General features: G+C 31.6%; 16 protein-coding genes. All 16 read left to right on the plus strand.

Features of this window, described 5'->3' with window-relative positions:
• The first annotated feature begins 24 nt into the window (after window positions 1–24).
• The 16 genes from rimP to BS101_RS08600 all read left to right on the plus strand — a co-directional run bounded on the left by rimP (window position 25) and on the right by BS101_RS08600 (window position 16,354).
• Entirely contained in the window at window positions 25–489 is a 465-nt protein-coding gene (gene rimP / locus BS101_RS08525) for a ribosome maturation factor RimP (RefSeq protein ID WP_073538440.1), read from the plus strand.
• An 18-nt stretch (window positions 490–507) separates the two neighbouring features.
• Window positions 508–1,575, plus strand: coding sequence for a transcription termination factor NusA (gene nusA, locus BS101_RS08530; protein WP_073538441.1), 1,068 nt, complete (start codon window positions 508–510; stop codon window positions 1,573–1,575).
• 12 nt (window positions 1,576–1,587) lie between these two features.
• Window positions 1,588–1,857 carry an RNase P modulator RnpM gene (gene rnpM, locus BS101_RS08535; protein WP_073538442.1) on the plus strand — a complete coding sequence of 90 codons (270 nt, stop codon included), beginning with the start codon at window positions 1,588–1,590 and terminating at the stop codon, window positions 1,855–1,857.
• On the plus strand, window positions 1,847–2,164 hold the full coding sequence (locus BS101_RS08540) for a ribosomal L7Ae/L30e/S12e/Gadd45 family protein (RefSeq protein WP_073538443.1): 318 nt from the start codon (window positions 1,847–1,849) through the stop codon (window positions 2,162–2,164). The genes rnpM and BS101_RS08540 overlap by 11 nt, the downstream gene beginning before the upstream one ends.
• Window positions 2,165–2,181: 17 nt before the next feature.
• The gene (infB, locus tag BS101_RS08545; protein WP_073538444.1) at window positions 2,182–4,266 is read left to right on the plus strand and encodes a translation initiation factor IF-2; all 2,085 of its coding nucleotides are present in this window, start codon (window positions 2,182–2,184) and stop codon (window positions 4,264–4,266) included.
• Window positions 4,267–4,284: 18 nt separating this feature from the next.
• Window positions 4,285–4,650 carry a 30S ribosome-binding factor RbfA gene (gene rbfA, locus BS101_RS08550; protein WP_073538445.1) on the plus strand — a complete coding sequence of 122 codons (366 nt, stop codon included), beginning with the start codon at window positions 4,285–4,287 and terminating at the stop codon, window positions 4,648–4,650.
• Window positions 4,637–5,602 (plus strand): DHH family phosphoesterase, encoded by a 966-nt coding sequence (locus tag BS101_RS08555; protein WP_073538446.1) that lies wholly within the window; start codon window positions 4,637–4,639, stop codon window positions 5,600–5,602. The genes rbfA and BS101_RS08555 overlap by 14 nt, the downstream gene beginning before the upstream one ends.
• A complete protein-coding gene (gene truB / locus BS101_RS08560) occupies window positions 5,602–6,471 on the plus strand; it encodes a tRNA pseudouridine(55) synthase TruB (protein ID WP_073538447.1) in 870 nt (289 codons plus the stop codon). The genes BS101_RS08555 and truB overlap by 1 nt, the downstream gene beginning before the upstream one ends.
• Before the next feature lie 11 nt (window positions 6,472–6,482).
• A complete protein-coding gene (locus BS101_RS08565) occupies window positions 6,483–7,421 on the plus strand; it encodes a bifunctional riboflavin kinase/FAD synthetase (RefSeq protein ID WP_073538448.1) in 939 nt (312 codons plus the stop codon).
• 115 nt (window positions 7,422–7,536) lie between these two features.
• Window positions 7,537–7,800, plus strand: coding sequence for a 30S ribosomal protein S15 (gene rpsO, locus BS101_RS08570; protein WP_012101825.1), 264 nt, complete (start codon window positions 7,537–7,539; stop codon window positions 7,798–7,800).
• A gap of 70 nt (window positions 7,801–7,870) precedes the next feature.
• Window positions 7,871–9,997, plus strand: coding sequence for a polyribonucleotide nucleotidyltransferase (locus BS101_RS08575; RefSeq protein WP_073538449.1), 2,127 nt, complete (start codon window positions 7,871–7,873; stop codon window positions 9,995–9,997).
• A 95-nt stretch (window positions 9,998–10,092) separates the two neighbouring features.
• Complete coding sequence (locus BS101_RS08580; RefSeq protein ID WP_073538450.1) at window positions 10,093–11,391, plus strand: M16 family metallopeptidase; 1,299 nt, start codon at window positions 10,093–10,095, stop codon at window positions 11,389–11,391.
• A 117-nt stretch (window positions 11,392–11,508) separates the two neighbouring features.
• On the plus strand, window positions 11,509–11,781 hold the full coding sequence (locus BS101_RS08585) for a YlmC/YmxH family sporulation protein (RefSeq protein ID WP_073538451.1): 273 nt from the start codon (window positions 11,509–11,511) through the stop codon (window positions 11,779–11,781).
• A gap of 167 nt (window positions 11,782–11,948) precedes the next feature.
• Window positions 11,949–13,148, plus strand: a complete 1,200-nt coding sequence (gene dapG, locus BS101_RS08590; RefSeq protein ID WP_073538452.1) for an aspartate kinase — start codon at window positions 11,949–11,951, stop codon at window positions 13,146–13,148.
• 57 nt (window positions 13,149–13,205) lie between these two features.
• A complete protein-coding gene (locus tag BS101_RS08595) occupies window positions 13,206–13,895 on the plus strand; it encodes a ClpP family protease (RefSeq protein WP_073538453.1) in 690 nt (229 codons plus the stop codon).
• A gap of 167 nt (window positions 13,896–14,062) precedes the next feature.
• Window positions 14,063–16,354, plus strand: coding sequence for an FtsK/SpoIIIE family DNA translocase (locus tag BS101_RS08600; RefSeq protein WP_073538454.1), 2,292 nt, complete (start codon window positions 14,063–14,065; stop codon window positions 16,352–16,354).
• The last annotated feature ends 127 nt before the right edge of the window (window positions 16,355–16,481 follow it).

Raw genomic sequence — 16,481 nt, forward strand, 5'->3', positions numbered from 1 at the left:
ACATTATATGTAAGGAGGTTTAAAATGGGTAATCATATATTGGAAGAAAGAGTATTAAAACTTATAAAACCCATAGTTGATAATTTGAATTTTGAACTATATCATTTAGAATTTAAAAGAGAAGGAAATAATAATTATTTGAGAATATTTATAGATAAAGAAGAAGGAAATATAGCACTTGAGGATTGTGAAGCTGTAAGCAGGGCAGTCAGTGATATATTAGATAGGGAAGATCCTATAAAAGATCCTTATTATTTAGAGGTTTCATCTCCAGGTATAGAGAGAACACTTTATACCCATGAACATCTTAAAAGATATATTGGATTTAATGTGATAGTTAATATACAGGGACTTTTAAAGGGAAACAAAAAGTATCAGGGAAAACTTTTGTCTTTTGATGAAAGTGTACTAAGGGTTAGTTGTGAAGGAGAAGAGATTGTTATTCCAAAAAGTAAAATTTCAACTGTAAATTTAAAAGATGATCTTTAAGAGGAGGTATATTTTGAAATGAATCAGGAATTTATAGAAGCCTTAAAAGAAATAGTTAAAGAAAAAGGTATAAGTGAAGATTTATTGTTTACAACTATAGAAGATGCATTAGTTGCTGCCTATAAAAAAAATTATGTAGGACATGGAATAAGCAATCAAAATGTTAAGGTTACTATGAATAGGGAAAATGGAGAAATTCATGTTTATTCACAGAAAAGCATAGTAGATAATGTAGTAGATGATGTAAGTGAAATAAGTTTAGAAGATGCAAAAGAAATAGATCCAAATTATAATATGGGAGATGTAGTAAATATAGAAGTTACTCCCAGAAAATTTGGGAGAGTAGCTGCTCAGGCTGCAAAACAAGTAGTTATACAGAGGATAAAAGAAGAAGAAAGAAGAATTATATATAATGATTTTGTTGAAAAAGAGGATGATATAATAACAGGTACTGTAATTAGAAAAGATAAAAACAATATACTGGTGAACCTAGGAAAAACTGAGGCGATCCTTGGACCTAACGAACAAATACCTGGAGAAAAATATAATTTCAATGATAAACTGAAACTATATATTGTAGAAGTTAAAAATACTACTAAGGGAGCTCAAATTGTAATATCTAGAACTCATCCAGGTCTTATAAAGAGATTATTTGAACTTGAGGTGCCAGAAGTATTTGATGGAACAGTCGATATAAAGTCCATAGCAAGAGAAGCAGGTTCTAGAACAAAAATTGCAGTACATTCAAATGACGAAAATGTAGATCCTATGGGAGCTTGTGTTGGACCTAAAGGTGTAAGGGTTCAAAATATAGTAAATGAGTTAAAAAGTGAAAAAATAGATATAATAAAATGGAGTAAACTTCCGGAAGAGTATATAGCAAACGCCCTTAGTCCTGCTAAGGTCTTAGATGTTACTTTGGATGAAGAAATTAAATTTGCTCAAATTGTGGTAGATGACAGCCAGCTGTCACTGGCCATAGGTAAAGAGGGGCAAAATGTAAGATTAGCAGCAAAACTTACAGGTTGGAAAATAGACATAAAGAGTAAATCACAAAGTGATGTAGAAGATGAAAAAATTGATTAAGGTGGTGCTTGTATGAAAAAGAAGAAGATACCGCAGAGAATGTGCACGGGATGTATGGAAATGAAACCTAAAAAAGAACTTATAAGAATAGTAAAAAATAAAGAAGGAGAGGTTTTTGTAGATCCAACAGGCAAAAAGAATGGTAGAGGGGCCTATATATGCAGAGATAGCGAGTGTCTTGAAAAAGCTTTTAAGAATAAAAGAATTCAAAAAAATCTTGAAATACAGATTGATGAAGTATTATATAATAGTTTAAAGGAACAAATAGAAAATGAAAAATAAATTTTTGGGTTTTATAGGGTTAATAAAACGTGCAGGAAAGCTTTTAGAAGGATATAATATATGTGAAGAAAAAATAAAAAAAAATAAAGTCTATTTTATTGTAATGTGTCATGATATTTCTGAAAATACATGGAATAAATTTTTAAATTACAGTAATAAATATAAAATACCAATCGCAAAGCTGTCATATAGTAAAGAAGAACTTGGAAATGCAATAGGAACAAAGGAGATAAAAGTTGTAGGAGTTGCAGATAAAAACATGGGAAAAAAATTATATGATTTATGGCAGCAAGAGGAAAAACTTTAGTCTCGGGGGTGAATAGTTTGTCGAAAATAAGAATTTATGAATTAGCTAAAGAATTAAATATATCAAGTAAAAAATTAATTACACTGCTTTTAGAGGAGTTTGGAGTAGAAGTAAAAAATCATATGAGTGTAATAGAGGAAGAAGATGCAGATTTAATCAAGGAGTTTATTGAAGAAAATGAAGACAAAGAGGAATATTTAGAAGATAAATATAAAAATTTACCAGAAGAAAAATCCGAAAAATTTAAAAAAAATACCGGGAATACGGTTAAAATTGCAGATAAAAATAAGGATAAACAGGATAAACCTGTAAAAAACTTGGAAGAACAAGTTTCCAAAGAAAATCATGAAGTGGAAATAGAAGATACCATAACAGTAAAAGAATTTTCTGAAAAAATAGGTAAACCCATTACAGAAGTTATAAAACAACTTATATTTATGGGAGTAATGGCAGCCATAAATCAGGAGATAGATTTTAGTACTGCGGAAAAATTAGGAGAAAAATTTGATATTACCGTATTAAAAAAGAAGGAAGATATTGATAAAGGTGTAGCAGAACAAGATGAGGATGAGGACGAAGATATTAATGTAGAAAAAAGGCCTCCTGTTGTAACTGTTATGGGACACGTAGACCATGGAAAAACATCTCTTTTAGACGCTATAAGAAAATCTAAGGTAACTGCTACAGAGGCAGGAGGAATAACACAGCATATAGGTGCCTATACCGTTACCATAAATGGGGAAAAAATAACTTTTTTAGATACCCCAGGGCATGAGGCTTTCACTGCTATGAGAGCCAGAGGAGCTCAAATAACAGATATAGTTATTCTGGTGGTAGCTGCAGATGATGGAATAATGCCGCAAACTGCTGAGGCAATAAATCACTGTAAGGCAGCAAATGTTCCTATAGTTGTAGCTATAAATAAAATAGATAGACCTGGCGCCAATGTAGATAAAGTAAAACAAGAGCTTACAGAGTATGAACTTGTACCGGAAGATTGGGGAGGAGATACTATATGTATTCCTGTATCTGCACATACTAAAGAAGGAATTGATACGCTGCTGGAGATGCTTCTTTTAACGGCAGAAATGCAGGAACTGAAGGCAAACTCAAATAGAAATGGTAAAGGTACAGTGGTAGAAGCTAAATTGGATAAGGGTAGAGGAGCGGTTGCAACACTTCTTATTCAAAATGGAACGCTTAATGTGGGAGATTCCATAATAGTTGGAAGTACTTATGGCAGAATTAGAGCCATGTTTGATGATAAAGGAAATAAAATTAAATCAGCAGGACCTTCCATACCTGTAGAAATACTTGGATTATCTGAGGTACCTGCAGCAGGAGATAGGTTTCATCAGGTTAAGGATGAGAAAACTGCAAGGGATATAGCAGAAAAGAGAAAACAAAAAATAAGGGAAGAGTATTTGCAGTCCACTCATAAAGTTTCACTGGAAGACTTATATAATCAGATAAAAGAGGGAAAAGTAAAAGAACTGAATATAATAGTAAAAGCAGATGTTCAGGGTTCTATAGAGGCATTAAAACAATCTCTTCAAAAACTTTCCAATGAAGAAGTAAAAGTTAGAGTAATACATGGTGCAGTAGGTGCTATAACGGAAACAGATGTGACCCTAGCATCAGCTTCAAATGCTATAATAATAGGATTTAATGTAAGACCTGATAGTAATGCACAAGCGGCTGCAGAAAAAGAATCTGTAGATGTAAAGACTTATAGGGTTATATATAATGCCATAGAGGATATAAAGGCTGCTATGGTAGGAATGCTTGAGCCGGATTACAAGGAAGTTATACTTGGAAAAGCAGAAATAAGGCAGATTTACAAAATATCTAACGTAGGTACTATTGCAGGATGCTATGTACTAGAAGGTAAAATGGTTAGAAATTGTAAGGTTAGAATAATAAGAGATGGAATAGTTATATTTGAATCCGAACTTGCATCTTTAAAGAGATTTAAAGATGATGTAAAAGAAGCGGCAGAAGGATATGAATGTGGACTTTCGATTGAAAAGTTTAACGATATAAAAGAGGGCGATATTGTAGAAGCCTATGATATAGAAGAGATTAAGAAAAAAGAGTTATAAATGGAGAGGTGATAATTTATGACTAATTACAGAAGCGGAAGAATAAATGAGGAAATGAAGAGGGAGATAAGTAATATAATTAGAAATGATATGAAAGATCCAAGACTTAGTGCCATGGTAAGTGTTACAAAAGTGGATGTAACAAAAGATCAAAAATATGCAAAAGTATTTGTAAGTATTTATGGAGAAGATAAATCTAAGGATGATACATTTCAGGCACTTAAAAATTCAGAAAGCTTTATAAGGAGGGAAGTAGGGCATAGAGTAAAACTTAGAAATACCCCGGAAATAATTATAGAAATGGATAATACCATAGAGTATGGTATGCATATAAATGAACTTCTCCACAAAATAAAGGAGAATGAAAAACATGATAATGAATGATATAATAAATAAAATAAAGCACTGCAATAAGATTGCAATAACTTTTCATTCTTCTCCAGATGGAGATGCCATTGGAAGTTCACTTGCATTATTTCAGGGTTTAAAAAAAATTGGAAAAGAAGTTGAACTACTTTCCAAAGAAGAAATGCTAGAAGATTTTAAATTTTTATGCGGCAGTGAAAATATAGACCACAAAAAATTTAAGGTAAGTATGGATACTGAATGTGTAATAGTGTTAGATTGTGGAGACGTAAAGAGAATAAATGCGGAGTTAAACTTCGAAAACAGAAGCTATACTATAATAAATATAGATCATCATTTATCAAATGAACTCTATGGAGACTTGAATTACGTTGACACAAATGCAGCAGCAGTATCGGAGATAATATATCAGATAATTAAACTTATGGGAATTGATATGGATAAGGATATAGCAGAGTGCCTTTATACTTCTATAATTACAGACAGCGGTTCTTTTAGATATCCTTCCACTACTTCTGTAACTCATACTATAGCAGGGGATTTAATTAATACGGGTATAGATTTTAGTGAAATACACAGAGTCATTTTTGAAAACAAAAAATTTCAGAGAATTAAGCTATATGGGAAAGCCATAGAATCTATGAAATTAGCAGTAGGGGATAAGATCTGTACTATAGAAATTACAAAGGATATGCTCTTTAGTTTAGGTATAATAAAAGATACAGATACTTCAGATATCATTAATATAGGGATGAAAATAGACACTGTGGAAGTGGGAGTTCTATTAAAGGAAGTTGAAGAAGGAGTAAAGGTAAGCCTTAGATCTAAATCCAGGGTAGATGTGAGAAAAATAGCAGAAACTTTCGGTGGAGGAGGACACTTGAGGGCCAGTGGATTTGTCATTCTAGGTAAATCTATTGAAGAGGTAAAACATATAGTACTAGCGGAAGTTGAAAAAGAGTTCTTATGATGGATGGAATTTTAAATATAAATAAACCTGAAGGTATGACCTCTTTTGATGTGGTTAGAAAAGTAAAGTTTATGTTGAAAAATAAAAAGATAGGTCATACAGGTACCCTTGACCCAATCGCATCGGGAGTGCTTCCTGTTTGTGTGGGCAGGGCTACAAAATTTGCAGATTATATGGTTCAAAGTAAAAAAATATATTTGGCCGAGTTAAGGCTTGGAATTACTACGGAAACTTATGATAGAGAAGGAAGTGTAGTAAATACTAAAGATGTTCATTTAAAAAGGGAAGATATAATAGAGGAAATTTTAAGCTTTCAAGGGGAAATAGAACAAGTGCCGCCTATGTATTCGGCACTGAAAGTAAATGGCAAGAGACTTTATGAACTGGCCAGAAAAGGCATAGAAATAGAGAGAAAGAAAAGAAAAATAACCATATATTCTATAGATATTGTAAAAATAGAATTACCCTATGTATCATTTAAAGTAACCTGTTCAAAGGGTACTTATATTAGGAGTTTGTGTAATGATATTGGAAACAATCTAAATTGTGGAGGTACTATGTGGAATTTAAAGAGAATGTCTACAGGTAATTTTGACATTGCAGATTCCATTGCTCTTGAGGATTTAGATAGTGAAAATATATTAAAATGCATTATACCCATAGACAAGGCCCTTTATGGATATCCTGAAGTTTTGGTAGAAGATAGGTATGTAAAAAAGATATTAAATGGAATAAGTATAAAAGATGAAAGTTTTTTAAATAAAACAATAAAAGATAAACTATATAGAGTTTATATAGAAGGTAATAAATTTATAGGTATTGGAATAAATAAAGATTTTCAATTTAAAATGGTAAAATTGTTTGTTTGAGGTAATCAGATATGATAGTTATAGAAGATAATTTTGAAAAGCATTTTATGAAAAGTACATATATTGCTTTAGGGAGTTTTGACGGACTGCATTTAGGGCATATGAGTTTGGTGAACAAAACTATTAAACTTGCCAAAAATAATGGTGCAAAAAGTATGGTGTTTACTTTTAAGAATCATCCTCTTAATATTATAAATCCGGATCTGGCACCTAAAATTTTAATGGATACTGAGTGCAAGGTAAGTGTATTAAGAAATGCTGGATTGGATATAATAAATATGGCAAGCTTCAATAGGGAATTCATGAAAATCCATCCCGAAGATTTTATAATTCACCTTTTAAATAACTATAGAGCTAAGGGAATAGTGGTAGGATTTAATTATAGATTTGGATATAAAAATCTTGGAGATGTGAATTTACTTAAAAAAATGAGTAAAAATTATAAGTTTTCTCTAAGTGTAATAGATTCTGTGAAATATAAAGGGCAAGTAGTCAGCAGTTCAATTATAAGGACACTTATATCAGACGAGGGAGATATGAAAAAAGTCAATAAGCTTTTGACACGTCCTTTTGCAATACAGGGGAAGGTAGTACATGGAAAACATCTCGGGAGAAAGCTAGGTTTTCCTACAATAAATTTAAATTATGATAAAAAATTTGTAATACCAAAAGGTGGAGTTTATTATACCATAGTACAGCTGGATGATGGTATATTTAAAGGTATAACAAATGTAGGGTACAATCCTACTACCTGTGACAATAAGCTGAGTATTGAAACCCATATATTGAATTTTGATGAGGATGCATATGGAAAAAATGCAAAAATACATTTTATGGAAAGAATTAGGGATGAATTGAAGTTTAATAGTTTATCGGAATTAGCTCATCAGCTAAAAAAAGACAAATTATATGCAAGTAAGAAAAAATTACAAATTAATTTTAAAAATTAATTTACAATAAGAATTTTATTTGTTATAATTACAGGCGTGATCCTTATGCTAAGAATTTCGATTTGCCGACGGCATTCTTGGGATAATGGGGAATAACAATTGGAGGTGTAACATAATGGAAAAGGCAGTTAAACAAGAAATAATGGAAAAGTATGCAAGACATGAAGGAGATACAGGTTCTCCAGAGGTTCAAATAGCATTGCTTACTACAAGAATTAATCATTTGAATGAACATTTGAAGATTCATAAAAAAGATCATCATTCAAGAAGAGGACTTTTAATGATGGTTGGTAAGAGAAGAGGACTTCTTAACTATTTGATTAAGCAAGACATTGAAAGATATCGTGCTATTATTAAAGCATTAAATTTGAGAAAATAATTTTTGGAGCGGCTTTTACCGCTCCATTATTTTAAGGAATTGTAATTTATTGAGAGGAGGGAATTTTTTAATGAATGAAGTTATCCAAACTACTGTGGCAGGAAGGACTTTAAAAGTTGACTGTGAAAAAGTAGGTATGTTGTCTAATTGTGGTATGCTGATAAGCTATGGGGATACAGTGGTTTTAATTAATGCAAATGCTTCAGATAAACCAAGAGAAGGAATAGATTTTTTTCCTTTAAGTATAGAGTATGAAGAAAGATTATATTCTGTTGGAAAAATTCCAGGAGGATTTATAAAAAGAGAAGGTAAGCCCTCAGAGAAGGCAATATTAAATGCAAGGGCAATAGATAGACCTCTTAGACCTTTATTCCCAAAAGGATACAGAAATGATGTTCAGGTGGTGTGTACAGTATTATCTGTAGATCAGGATAATTTACCTAATATAGTGGCTATGAATGGAGCATCTTTAGCACTTTGTATGTCAAGTATTCCTTTTACGACTCCTGTAGGTTCTGTTGCTGTAGGTTTAGTTGATGGAAATTTTATAATAAATCCTAATTTAGAGGATAGAGAAAAAAGTACTTTGAATCTTACTGTATGTGCTACTAAAGATAGGGTCATGATGGTGGAAGCTGGAGCATGCGAAGTGCCAGAGGACATTATGTATGATGCCATAATTTTTGGATTTGAAGAATGCAAGAAAATAGCTTTATTTCAGGAAGAAGTTATGAAAAAGTATGGCAAGAAAAAAGATGAACCTAAGCTTTATAAAGTAGATAAGGATTTAGAAGAAGAGGTAAGGGAATTTGCTTTTGATATGATAAAAGATGCTATGTATATAGTAGATAGAGATGAGAGAAATAAGGTTTTAAAAGATATTGATGAAAAATTAGAAGAGCAGTTTTCTGAAAAGTATGCAGATAATAAAAGTGATATAGCTGATATAGTATATAGAGTAAAAAAGGAAATAGTTAGAGGTATGCTTTTAAATGAGCATAGAAGAGTAGATGGCAGGGGATTTGATGAGGTACGTCCTATAAGCTGTGAAGTAGGATTTCTTCCAAGGGCCCATGGTACAGGACTGTTTACTAGAGGATTAACTCAGGTGATGACTGTTGTTACATTAGGGTCTCTAGGTGATGTACAAATACTTGATGGAGTAGGTCTTGAGGATTCTAAAAGATATATGCACCATTATAATTTTCCATCTTATAGCACGGGGGAAGTTAGACCTTTAAGAGGACCTGGAAGAAGGGAAATAGGTCATGGCGCATTAGCTGAAAAAGCACTGGAACCACTTATACCAGTGGAAGAACAATTTCCTTATACCATAAGACTTGTATCAGAAGTTTTAAGTTCCAATGGTTCCACATCTCAAGCTAGTATATGTGGAAGTACACTGGCACTTTTAGATGCAGGTGTTCCTATAAAAAGACCTGCAGCTGGGATAGCCATGGGACTTGTAACTAGTGAAGACTTATCTCAGGAAGAGATATTAACGGATATACAGGGATTGGAAGACTTTTTTGGCGATATGGATTTTAAAGTGGGGGGAACGGAGAAAGGTATTACAGCTATTCAATTTGATACTAAAATTTATGGACTATCCAATAAGTGCATAAAAGAGACCCTTGAAAAAGCAAGAACAGCTAGATTATATATACTTGAGAAGATGAAACAGTGTATTCCAGAGCATAGGGCAGAAGTATCAAAATATGCACCAAAGACTTATATAATGTCTATACCTCCTGATAAAATAAGAGATGTAATAGGATCCGGGGGAAAAGTTATCAATAAAATAATAGCAGAAACTGGAGTTAAAATAGATATAAAAGAAGATGGAAAGATATTTGTTATGTCAGAAGATAGTGAAGGTGCTAAAAAAGCATTGAAAATAATAGATGATCTTACCAGGGAGATACTGGTGGGGGAAATATATTTGGGCAAGGTTACTAAGATAACTAACTTTGGAGCTTTTGTGGAAATACACAAGGGGAAAGAAGGATTAGTCCATATATCGAAGTTAGATTTTACAAGAGTTAATAAAGTAGAAGATATAGTTTCTGTAGGAGATGAAATATTAGTTAAAGTAATTGAAATAGATAATCAGGGAAGAATAAATCTTTCCAGAAAAGATGCTATAAAGGATTCAGAAAAGAAAGAACAAAATGAGAAGGATATGCAAAAAAAGTAGCAAAATAGAAGGGCTTAGGTGCCTTTTTATTTTTTAAATTAAACTATTTTTATAATTTTGAAGTTACTAATGTGGAAAAGGGGTGACTATTTCTATTGTATAATGTATTTAAACTGGATAATGGTCTTAGAATAGTTGTAGAGGATATAGATTATGTAAATTCTGTAAGTGTGGGATTGTGGGTAAAAAATGGCTCAAGAAATGAAAATGATGAAAATAATGGGATATCTCATTTTATTGAACATATGTTTTTTAAAGGAACCACTAATAGAACTGCCCTTGAAATAGCAGAGTGTATAGAAGATGTAGGAGGACAAATAAACGCATTTACTGGCAAGGAAGCTACATGTTTTTATGTAAAGGTATTAAATTCACATTTGGACTTGGCTATAGATGTCATATCGGATATGTTATTTAATAGTAAATTTTTGCCGGAAGATATAGAAAAGGAAAAAGGAGTTATAATTGAGGAGATAAATATGAGTGAAGACTCTCCAGAAGATGTACTTTCCGATCTTCACAGCAAGGCTATGTGGGGAAAAGACTCTATATCCTTTCCTATATTAGGAAGTATAGATACTGTAAAATCCTTTACACGAGAACATTTGATAGAGTACATATCCTCTTATTATATACCGGAAAACTCTGTAATTTCCATAGCAGGTAATGTAGAGCTAAGTAAAGTTGAAAAATTAATAGAAAAATATTTTGGTACATGGACTATATTGAATAAAAAAGTAACTCATTATTCTAGACCAGAGTTTTTAAATAATCATTTTTTCAAAAAAAAGAATATAGAACAGCTGCATCTCAGCTTAGGTATACCAGGAGTGGAAAATGGTAGTGATGATCTTTATACTCTCTTAATTTTAAACAACATGTATGGAGGGATGGCTTCTTCTATATTATTTCAGAAAATAAGAGAGGAAAGAGGACTTTGTTATTCAATATATTCTTATATAACCTCTTTTAATAATGTAGGGGCAGTGACTGTCTATGCAGGATTGAATGCCAAATATGCTTATGATGTAATAGCGAGAATAAAAGATGAAATGCTAAAATTTTCAACCTCAATTATAACAAAAGATAAATTAAAAAAATTAAAAGAACAGTTAAAGGGAAATTATATATTGGGACTTGAAAGTATAAGCAGCAGAATGTTCAATAATGGAAAATCTCTTCTGCTTTTAAATAGGTTGAATATACCGGAAAATATTATAGCCAAGATAAATGAGATAGATGAGGAAAGCATTGAAAGGATAATGAAAAATACATTTTATAAAGGTATAGTAAATTCATCTTTTGTAGGAAAAGAAATAGATATGCCTGTTATAGAAAATTTATTAGAGAAGGATAGTATTTCATTTAAAAAATCAAAGAAGAATTTAATTTAGAATCACTGATTCATATATTTTAAATTATTATTTATTTCTTTATACCTAAACCCTGTAATAAGTATATTATATTACTCATAATATAATATAACAGATAAAACATAGGGGGATGTAAGTATGGATGAAAATATAAAATTTTACAGTGATATGGAAAGATATGAAATTATAAATGTAAATGATGGCAATAAATTTAATTTTTTAGGCAATAACGACATAATAGTGGATTCAGAGGGGATTTTAAAAATGCTTATTTTAAATGATGGTAAGTCAAGATTTAGTATTTTTGGAAAAAATGAATTTATAGAAGTACCCTGGGAATATGTAAAGAAAATAGGTACTAAAACTATTATAATAGATGTGGATGAAAAATCCCTTAAAAAGGTACGTTAAAATAGTATACACTAATTAACATATTATCCACTATAAGCATATTGTATAATTAGTATACGTATGGGTAAGTTCTTCTAAGGTTCGTGTGGAGAAAAGTATTTATTATGAGCAAACTCTATCTAAACCTGAGAATTACTTCATAATAAGTTGTGTAATGGAGGATTAATATGAAAATAGTGATTCAAAAATTTGGAGGTACTTCTGTTTCTACTCATGAGAGAAGAGAACAGGTAGTAAATAAAATATTAAAAGCAAAAGATAAAGGATTCTGTCCGGTTGTGGTAGTGTCTGCCATGGGTAGAAAAGGCCAACCCTATGCTACAGATACACTACTTTCATTAATAAAAGAAGATTTTAAAATTAAAAATCCTTTAGGAGTAGATTTACTTATAAGCTGTGGTGAAATCATAAGTACAGTGGTCTTAGCAGATGAACTTTTAAGTCAAGGTCTAAAGGCAGTGCCTTTAACTGGGGGACAAGCAGGTATAATTACCGATGATAATTACAATAATGCTTCCGTTTTAAAAGTAAAAAAAGAAAGATTGTTAAATTTAATTAATGAAGGCAAAATTCCTATAGTTGCAGGGTTTCAAGGAGAAAGTGAAAGTGGGCATATGACTACTTTGGGAAGAGGTGGAAGTGATGTTACTGCATCAATTTTAGGGGTTGCCCTGGATTCTGAATCCATAGAAATATATACAGATGTAGATGGAATAATGACAGCAGATCCAGGAATAGTATCAGAAGCATTTTTAATTGAACAAATAAGCTATAATGAGGTGTTTCAATTTGCAGATCAAGGGGCAAAAGTAATACATCCAAGGGCGGTAAAAATAGCCATGAGTGGTAATATACCTCTTGTTGTAAAGAATACTTTAAATGATTGCAAGGGTACAATAATAACCAATTCTGTTATAGGAGAGTCGGATAAGGTAATAAGTGGCATAACTTCTATGGATAATAGAATTCAAGTTACAGTAAGTTACAATAAAAATGATAGAATATATAATACCTTACTAGACGAAATGGCCAATAATTCGATAAGTATAGATCTAATAAATGTATTTCCGAGTAAGCAGATTTTTACTATAGATAATAAAGATATAGATAATTTTAAGATAATAGCTGAGAATTTAGAGCTTGTATATTCTTTAATAGAAAACTGCAGCAAAATAGCTCTTATAGGAAGCGGTATGAGAGGTATACCAGGAGTTATGGCCAGAATATTAAAGGTGTTGTATGAAGAGGGTATAGAAGTGCTTCAGACAGCTGATTCACACACTACTATATGGTGTCTTGTTAAAGGTAGTGAAACAAGAAGAGCCATAAATGCACTTCATAAAGAATTCTTATTGGATGTAAAGTAAAATGTATATCAATCTTCCGAAATGCATAAGATAAATTTATTTAAGGAGGAGATTGAAATGCTGCAAAAAATGAATAAGGAAATGACGGAAAATAGTACTGATAAAAAATTAGATAATATAAAAGAATTTGGTATGTCCAGTATAGCAGATGGAAACAATAAAATTCAAATACTTCCTATAATAGGCCAAATAGAAGGACATGTAACCCTTCCGCCTGAAACCAAGGCAACTAAATATGAACATGTAATACCTAATTTAATTCTCATGGAAAATGATCCTAGGGTTGAAGGGGTGCTGGTAGTTTTAAATACTGTAGGAGGAGATGTGGAAGCAGGGCTTGCTATAGCAGAAATGATAAGGAGTTTAAGTAAACCTACAGTATCGCTAGTTATAGGGGGAGGTCACTCTATTGGAGTTCCTCTTGCTACTGCTTCTGATTATTCTTTTATATCTCCCACAGCTACAATGATTGTCCATCCAATAAGGATGAATGGACTGATCATTGGGGTACCTCAGACCTTTCAATATTTTAATAAAATGCAGGAGAGGATAAATGAGTTTATAGTTAGAACATCCAGGATAACTAGAGAAAAATTAAGTGATTTAATGCTCCAATCAGATGATCTATTAAATGATATGGGGACTATATTGATTGGAAAACAAGCTGTAGAACAGGGGTTAATAGATAAAGTAGGGGGAATAAGCGACGCTATTAAAAAGTTAGATACTATGTTAGAAAAAAAATAGAACACTGAAAATCACCATAGGGCAAATCCTATGGTAATTTAATTATATAAAAGCAATAATTGGAATACAAATTATCTTTTAAGAAATATTAAAGGAAAAACAAAAACAGTGTAGAATATTTTTTATATTAGGATATACTTAATAATATACTGGAGGTGATGGCATATATGTCTAGAATTAGACAAAAAAAAAAGTACTCGTTAGATGAAGATATAAAAGGTATATTGTTAACTACACTGGGAATACTTATGATGATAAGTGTATTTGCTCCTTCTTCTTCGGGTATAGTTGGAAAGCTTATGAAGAAAATTTTAATAATAATATTTGGAGTAGGAGCTTTTATATTTCCTATGTTGATAATATTTATTGGAAGTTGTCTTATTATAAAAAGGAATAAAATAACTTTTAATAATAAATTTTATGGCATTTTACTTTTTATGGTTAACACTCTGTTAGTTATACATATGGCAGTACTGTCTGATTATAACATGGAATATAATCTATTCCTGGCTATGAGGACATTATACAATTCTGATAATGTATTTCATGGTGGCATAATAGGGGTTTTAATAGATATACCATTATTTAGATTGTTTGGAACTGTTGGTTGTTATGTTATTTTTCTGGCCGTTTACATAATATCTTTTATAATGATGAGTAAATTTACTATTTACGACATATTGAATAAGCTTAGAAGATTATTGGCTCAAAAAAATAAATCAGAAAATACTAAAATAGAAGAAAAAGTTCTGGATGAAAACAATGATGACGATAATCGAGTTAAAAATAAAGATTTTATTAAAGGATTAAATAAAATTAGAATATTAGATTTTATGAAGTATGGAAGTATGGATAAAAAAGATGGATTAGATCACAGGGAGAAAGATAAGGTAAAAAGTGATGAATATTTAAAATGCCCTGTAGAATCTGAAGAAGATACCTCTTATGAGAAAAAGTTTAATCCTGTAAATATAGAGCCTATAAGTACAGAGTTTGAAGAAGAAGTAATACAAAGTGGAGATAATTCAGTTTTTCTATATAATTTCCCGCCTTTGAATTTATTAAATCAAAATGTACAGGTAAAATTGAACAAACAGGATAAAAAAGAGTTGATAAATAGTGCTAGTAAACTGGAAGAGACCCTTGCAAGTTTTGGAGTAGATGTAAAAATACTTCAAGTTAGCAGAGGACCTTCTGTAACTAGATTTGAACTTCAACCGGGTTCCGGAATTAAAGTGAGTAAGATTGTAAATTTATCTGATGATATTGCTCTAGGTCTTGCTGCTTCTGCAGTTAGAATAGAAGCTCCAATACCGGGGAAATCTGTTATTGGAATAGAAGTTCCAAATAGGGAACTTACATCTGTTTACTTAAGAGAAGTGGTTGAGTCGGAAGAGTTTGTAAATTCCCATCATAAATTGGCCTATTGCTTGGGAAAGGACATAGGGGGAAACTGCGTGGTATCTGATCTTACAAAAATGCCTCATATGCTTATAGCAGGTGCCACAGGCTCTGGTAAAAGCGTATGCATAAATAGTCTTATAGTGAGTTTGCTTTATAAATATTCTCCAGGAGATGTTAAACTTTTAATGATAGATCCCAAGGTAGTTGAACTTAGTGTGTATAATGGGATACCCCATTTGTTGATACCTGTGGTTACAGATCCTAAAAAGGCAGCAGGCGCCCTAAACTGGGCAGTGCAGGAAATGAACAGAAGATATAAATTATTTGCAAATAATGGTGTTAGAAATATAGAAGGATATAATGATTTATTTGATAAGGGAATAACAGAGGGAAAAATTCCTTTTGTGGTTATAATAATTGATGAACTTTCAGATTTAATGATGGTTTGTCCAAATGAGGTTGAAGATTATATAGGACGTCTTGCACAAATGGCTAGAGCTGCAGGAATGCATCTGGTTATAGCAACTCAAAGACCTTCTGTGGATGTAATTACAGGAGTGATTAAGGCCAATATACCATCGAGAATATCTTTTGCAGTGTCCAGCCAAATCGATTCTAGAACCATATTAGACAGCAGTGGGGCAGAACGACTGCTTGGAAAAGGGGATATGTTATTTTATCCTACTGGTATTTCAAAGCCTGTTAGAATACAAGGAGCTTTTATATCAGAAACAGAAGTTGAAAAAATAGTACATTATATAAAGAATAATGGAGGGGAATCTAAATATGAAGATAAGATAATAGAACAAATAGATCAAGGCATACCTACTTCTAATGCAAGTAATGACTATGATGAATTTTTAGATAAAGCTATTGAAATTGTATTAAATGAGGGACAAGTATCTACATCCTTGCTTCAAAGACGATTGAGAATAGGATATAATAGGGCAGCTAGAATAATAGAAGAAATGGAAAATAGAAAGATAATATCAAAAAAGGATGGCGGTAAACCAAGACAAATTTTAATTCATGGAAAAGATGATATACCTACCTAGTTCTTCTTAGATTTGGTGGGTTTTCTAAGTAATTGTATACAAAATTAAATGTTGAAAATTTTTTGTGTAAGTTGTATATTATATGAAGTGTTTCTATGTTATTTAAAAATAACTAAATGGGAGGAGA

This window comes from Clostridium kluyveri, from assembly GCF_001902295.1.
GTDB lineage: Bacteria > Bacillota > Clostridia > Clostridiales > Clostridiaceae > Clostridium_B > Clostridium_B kluyveri_B.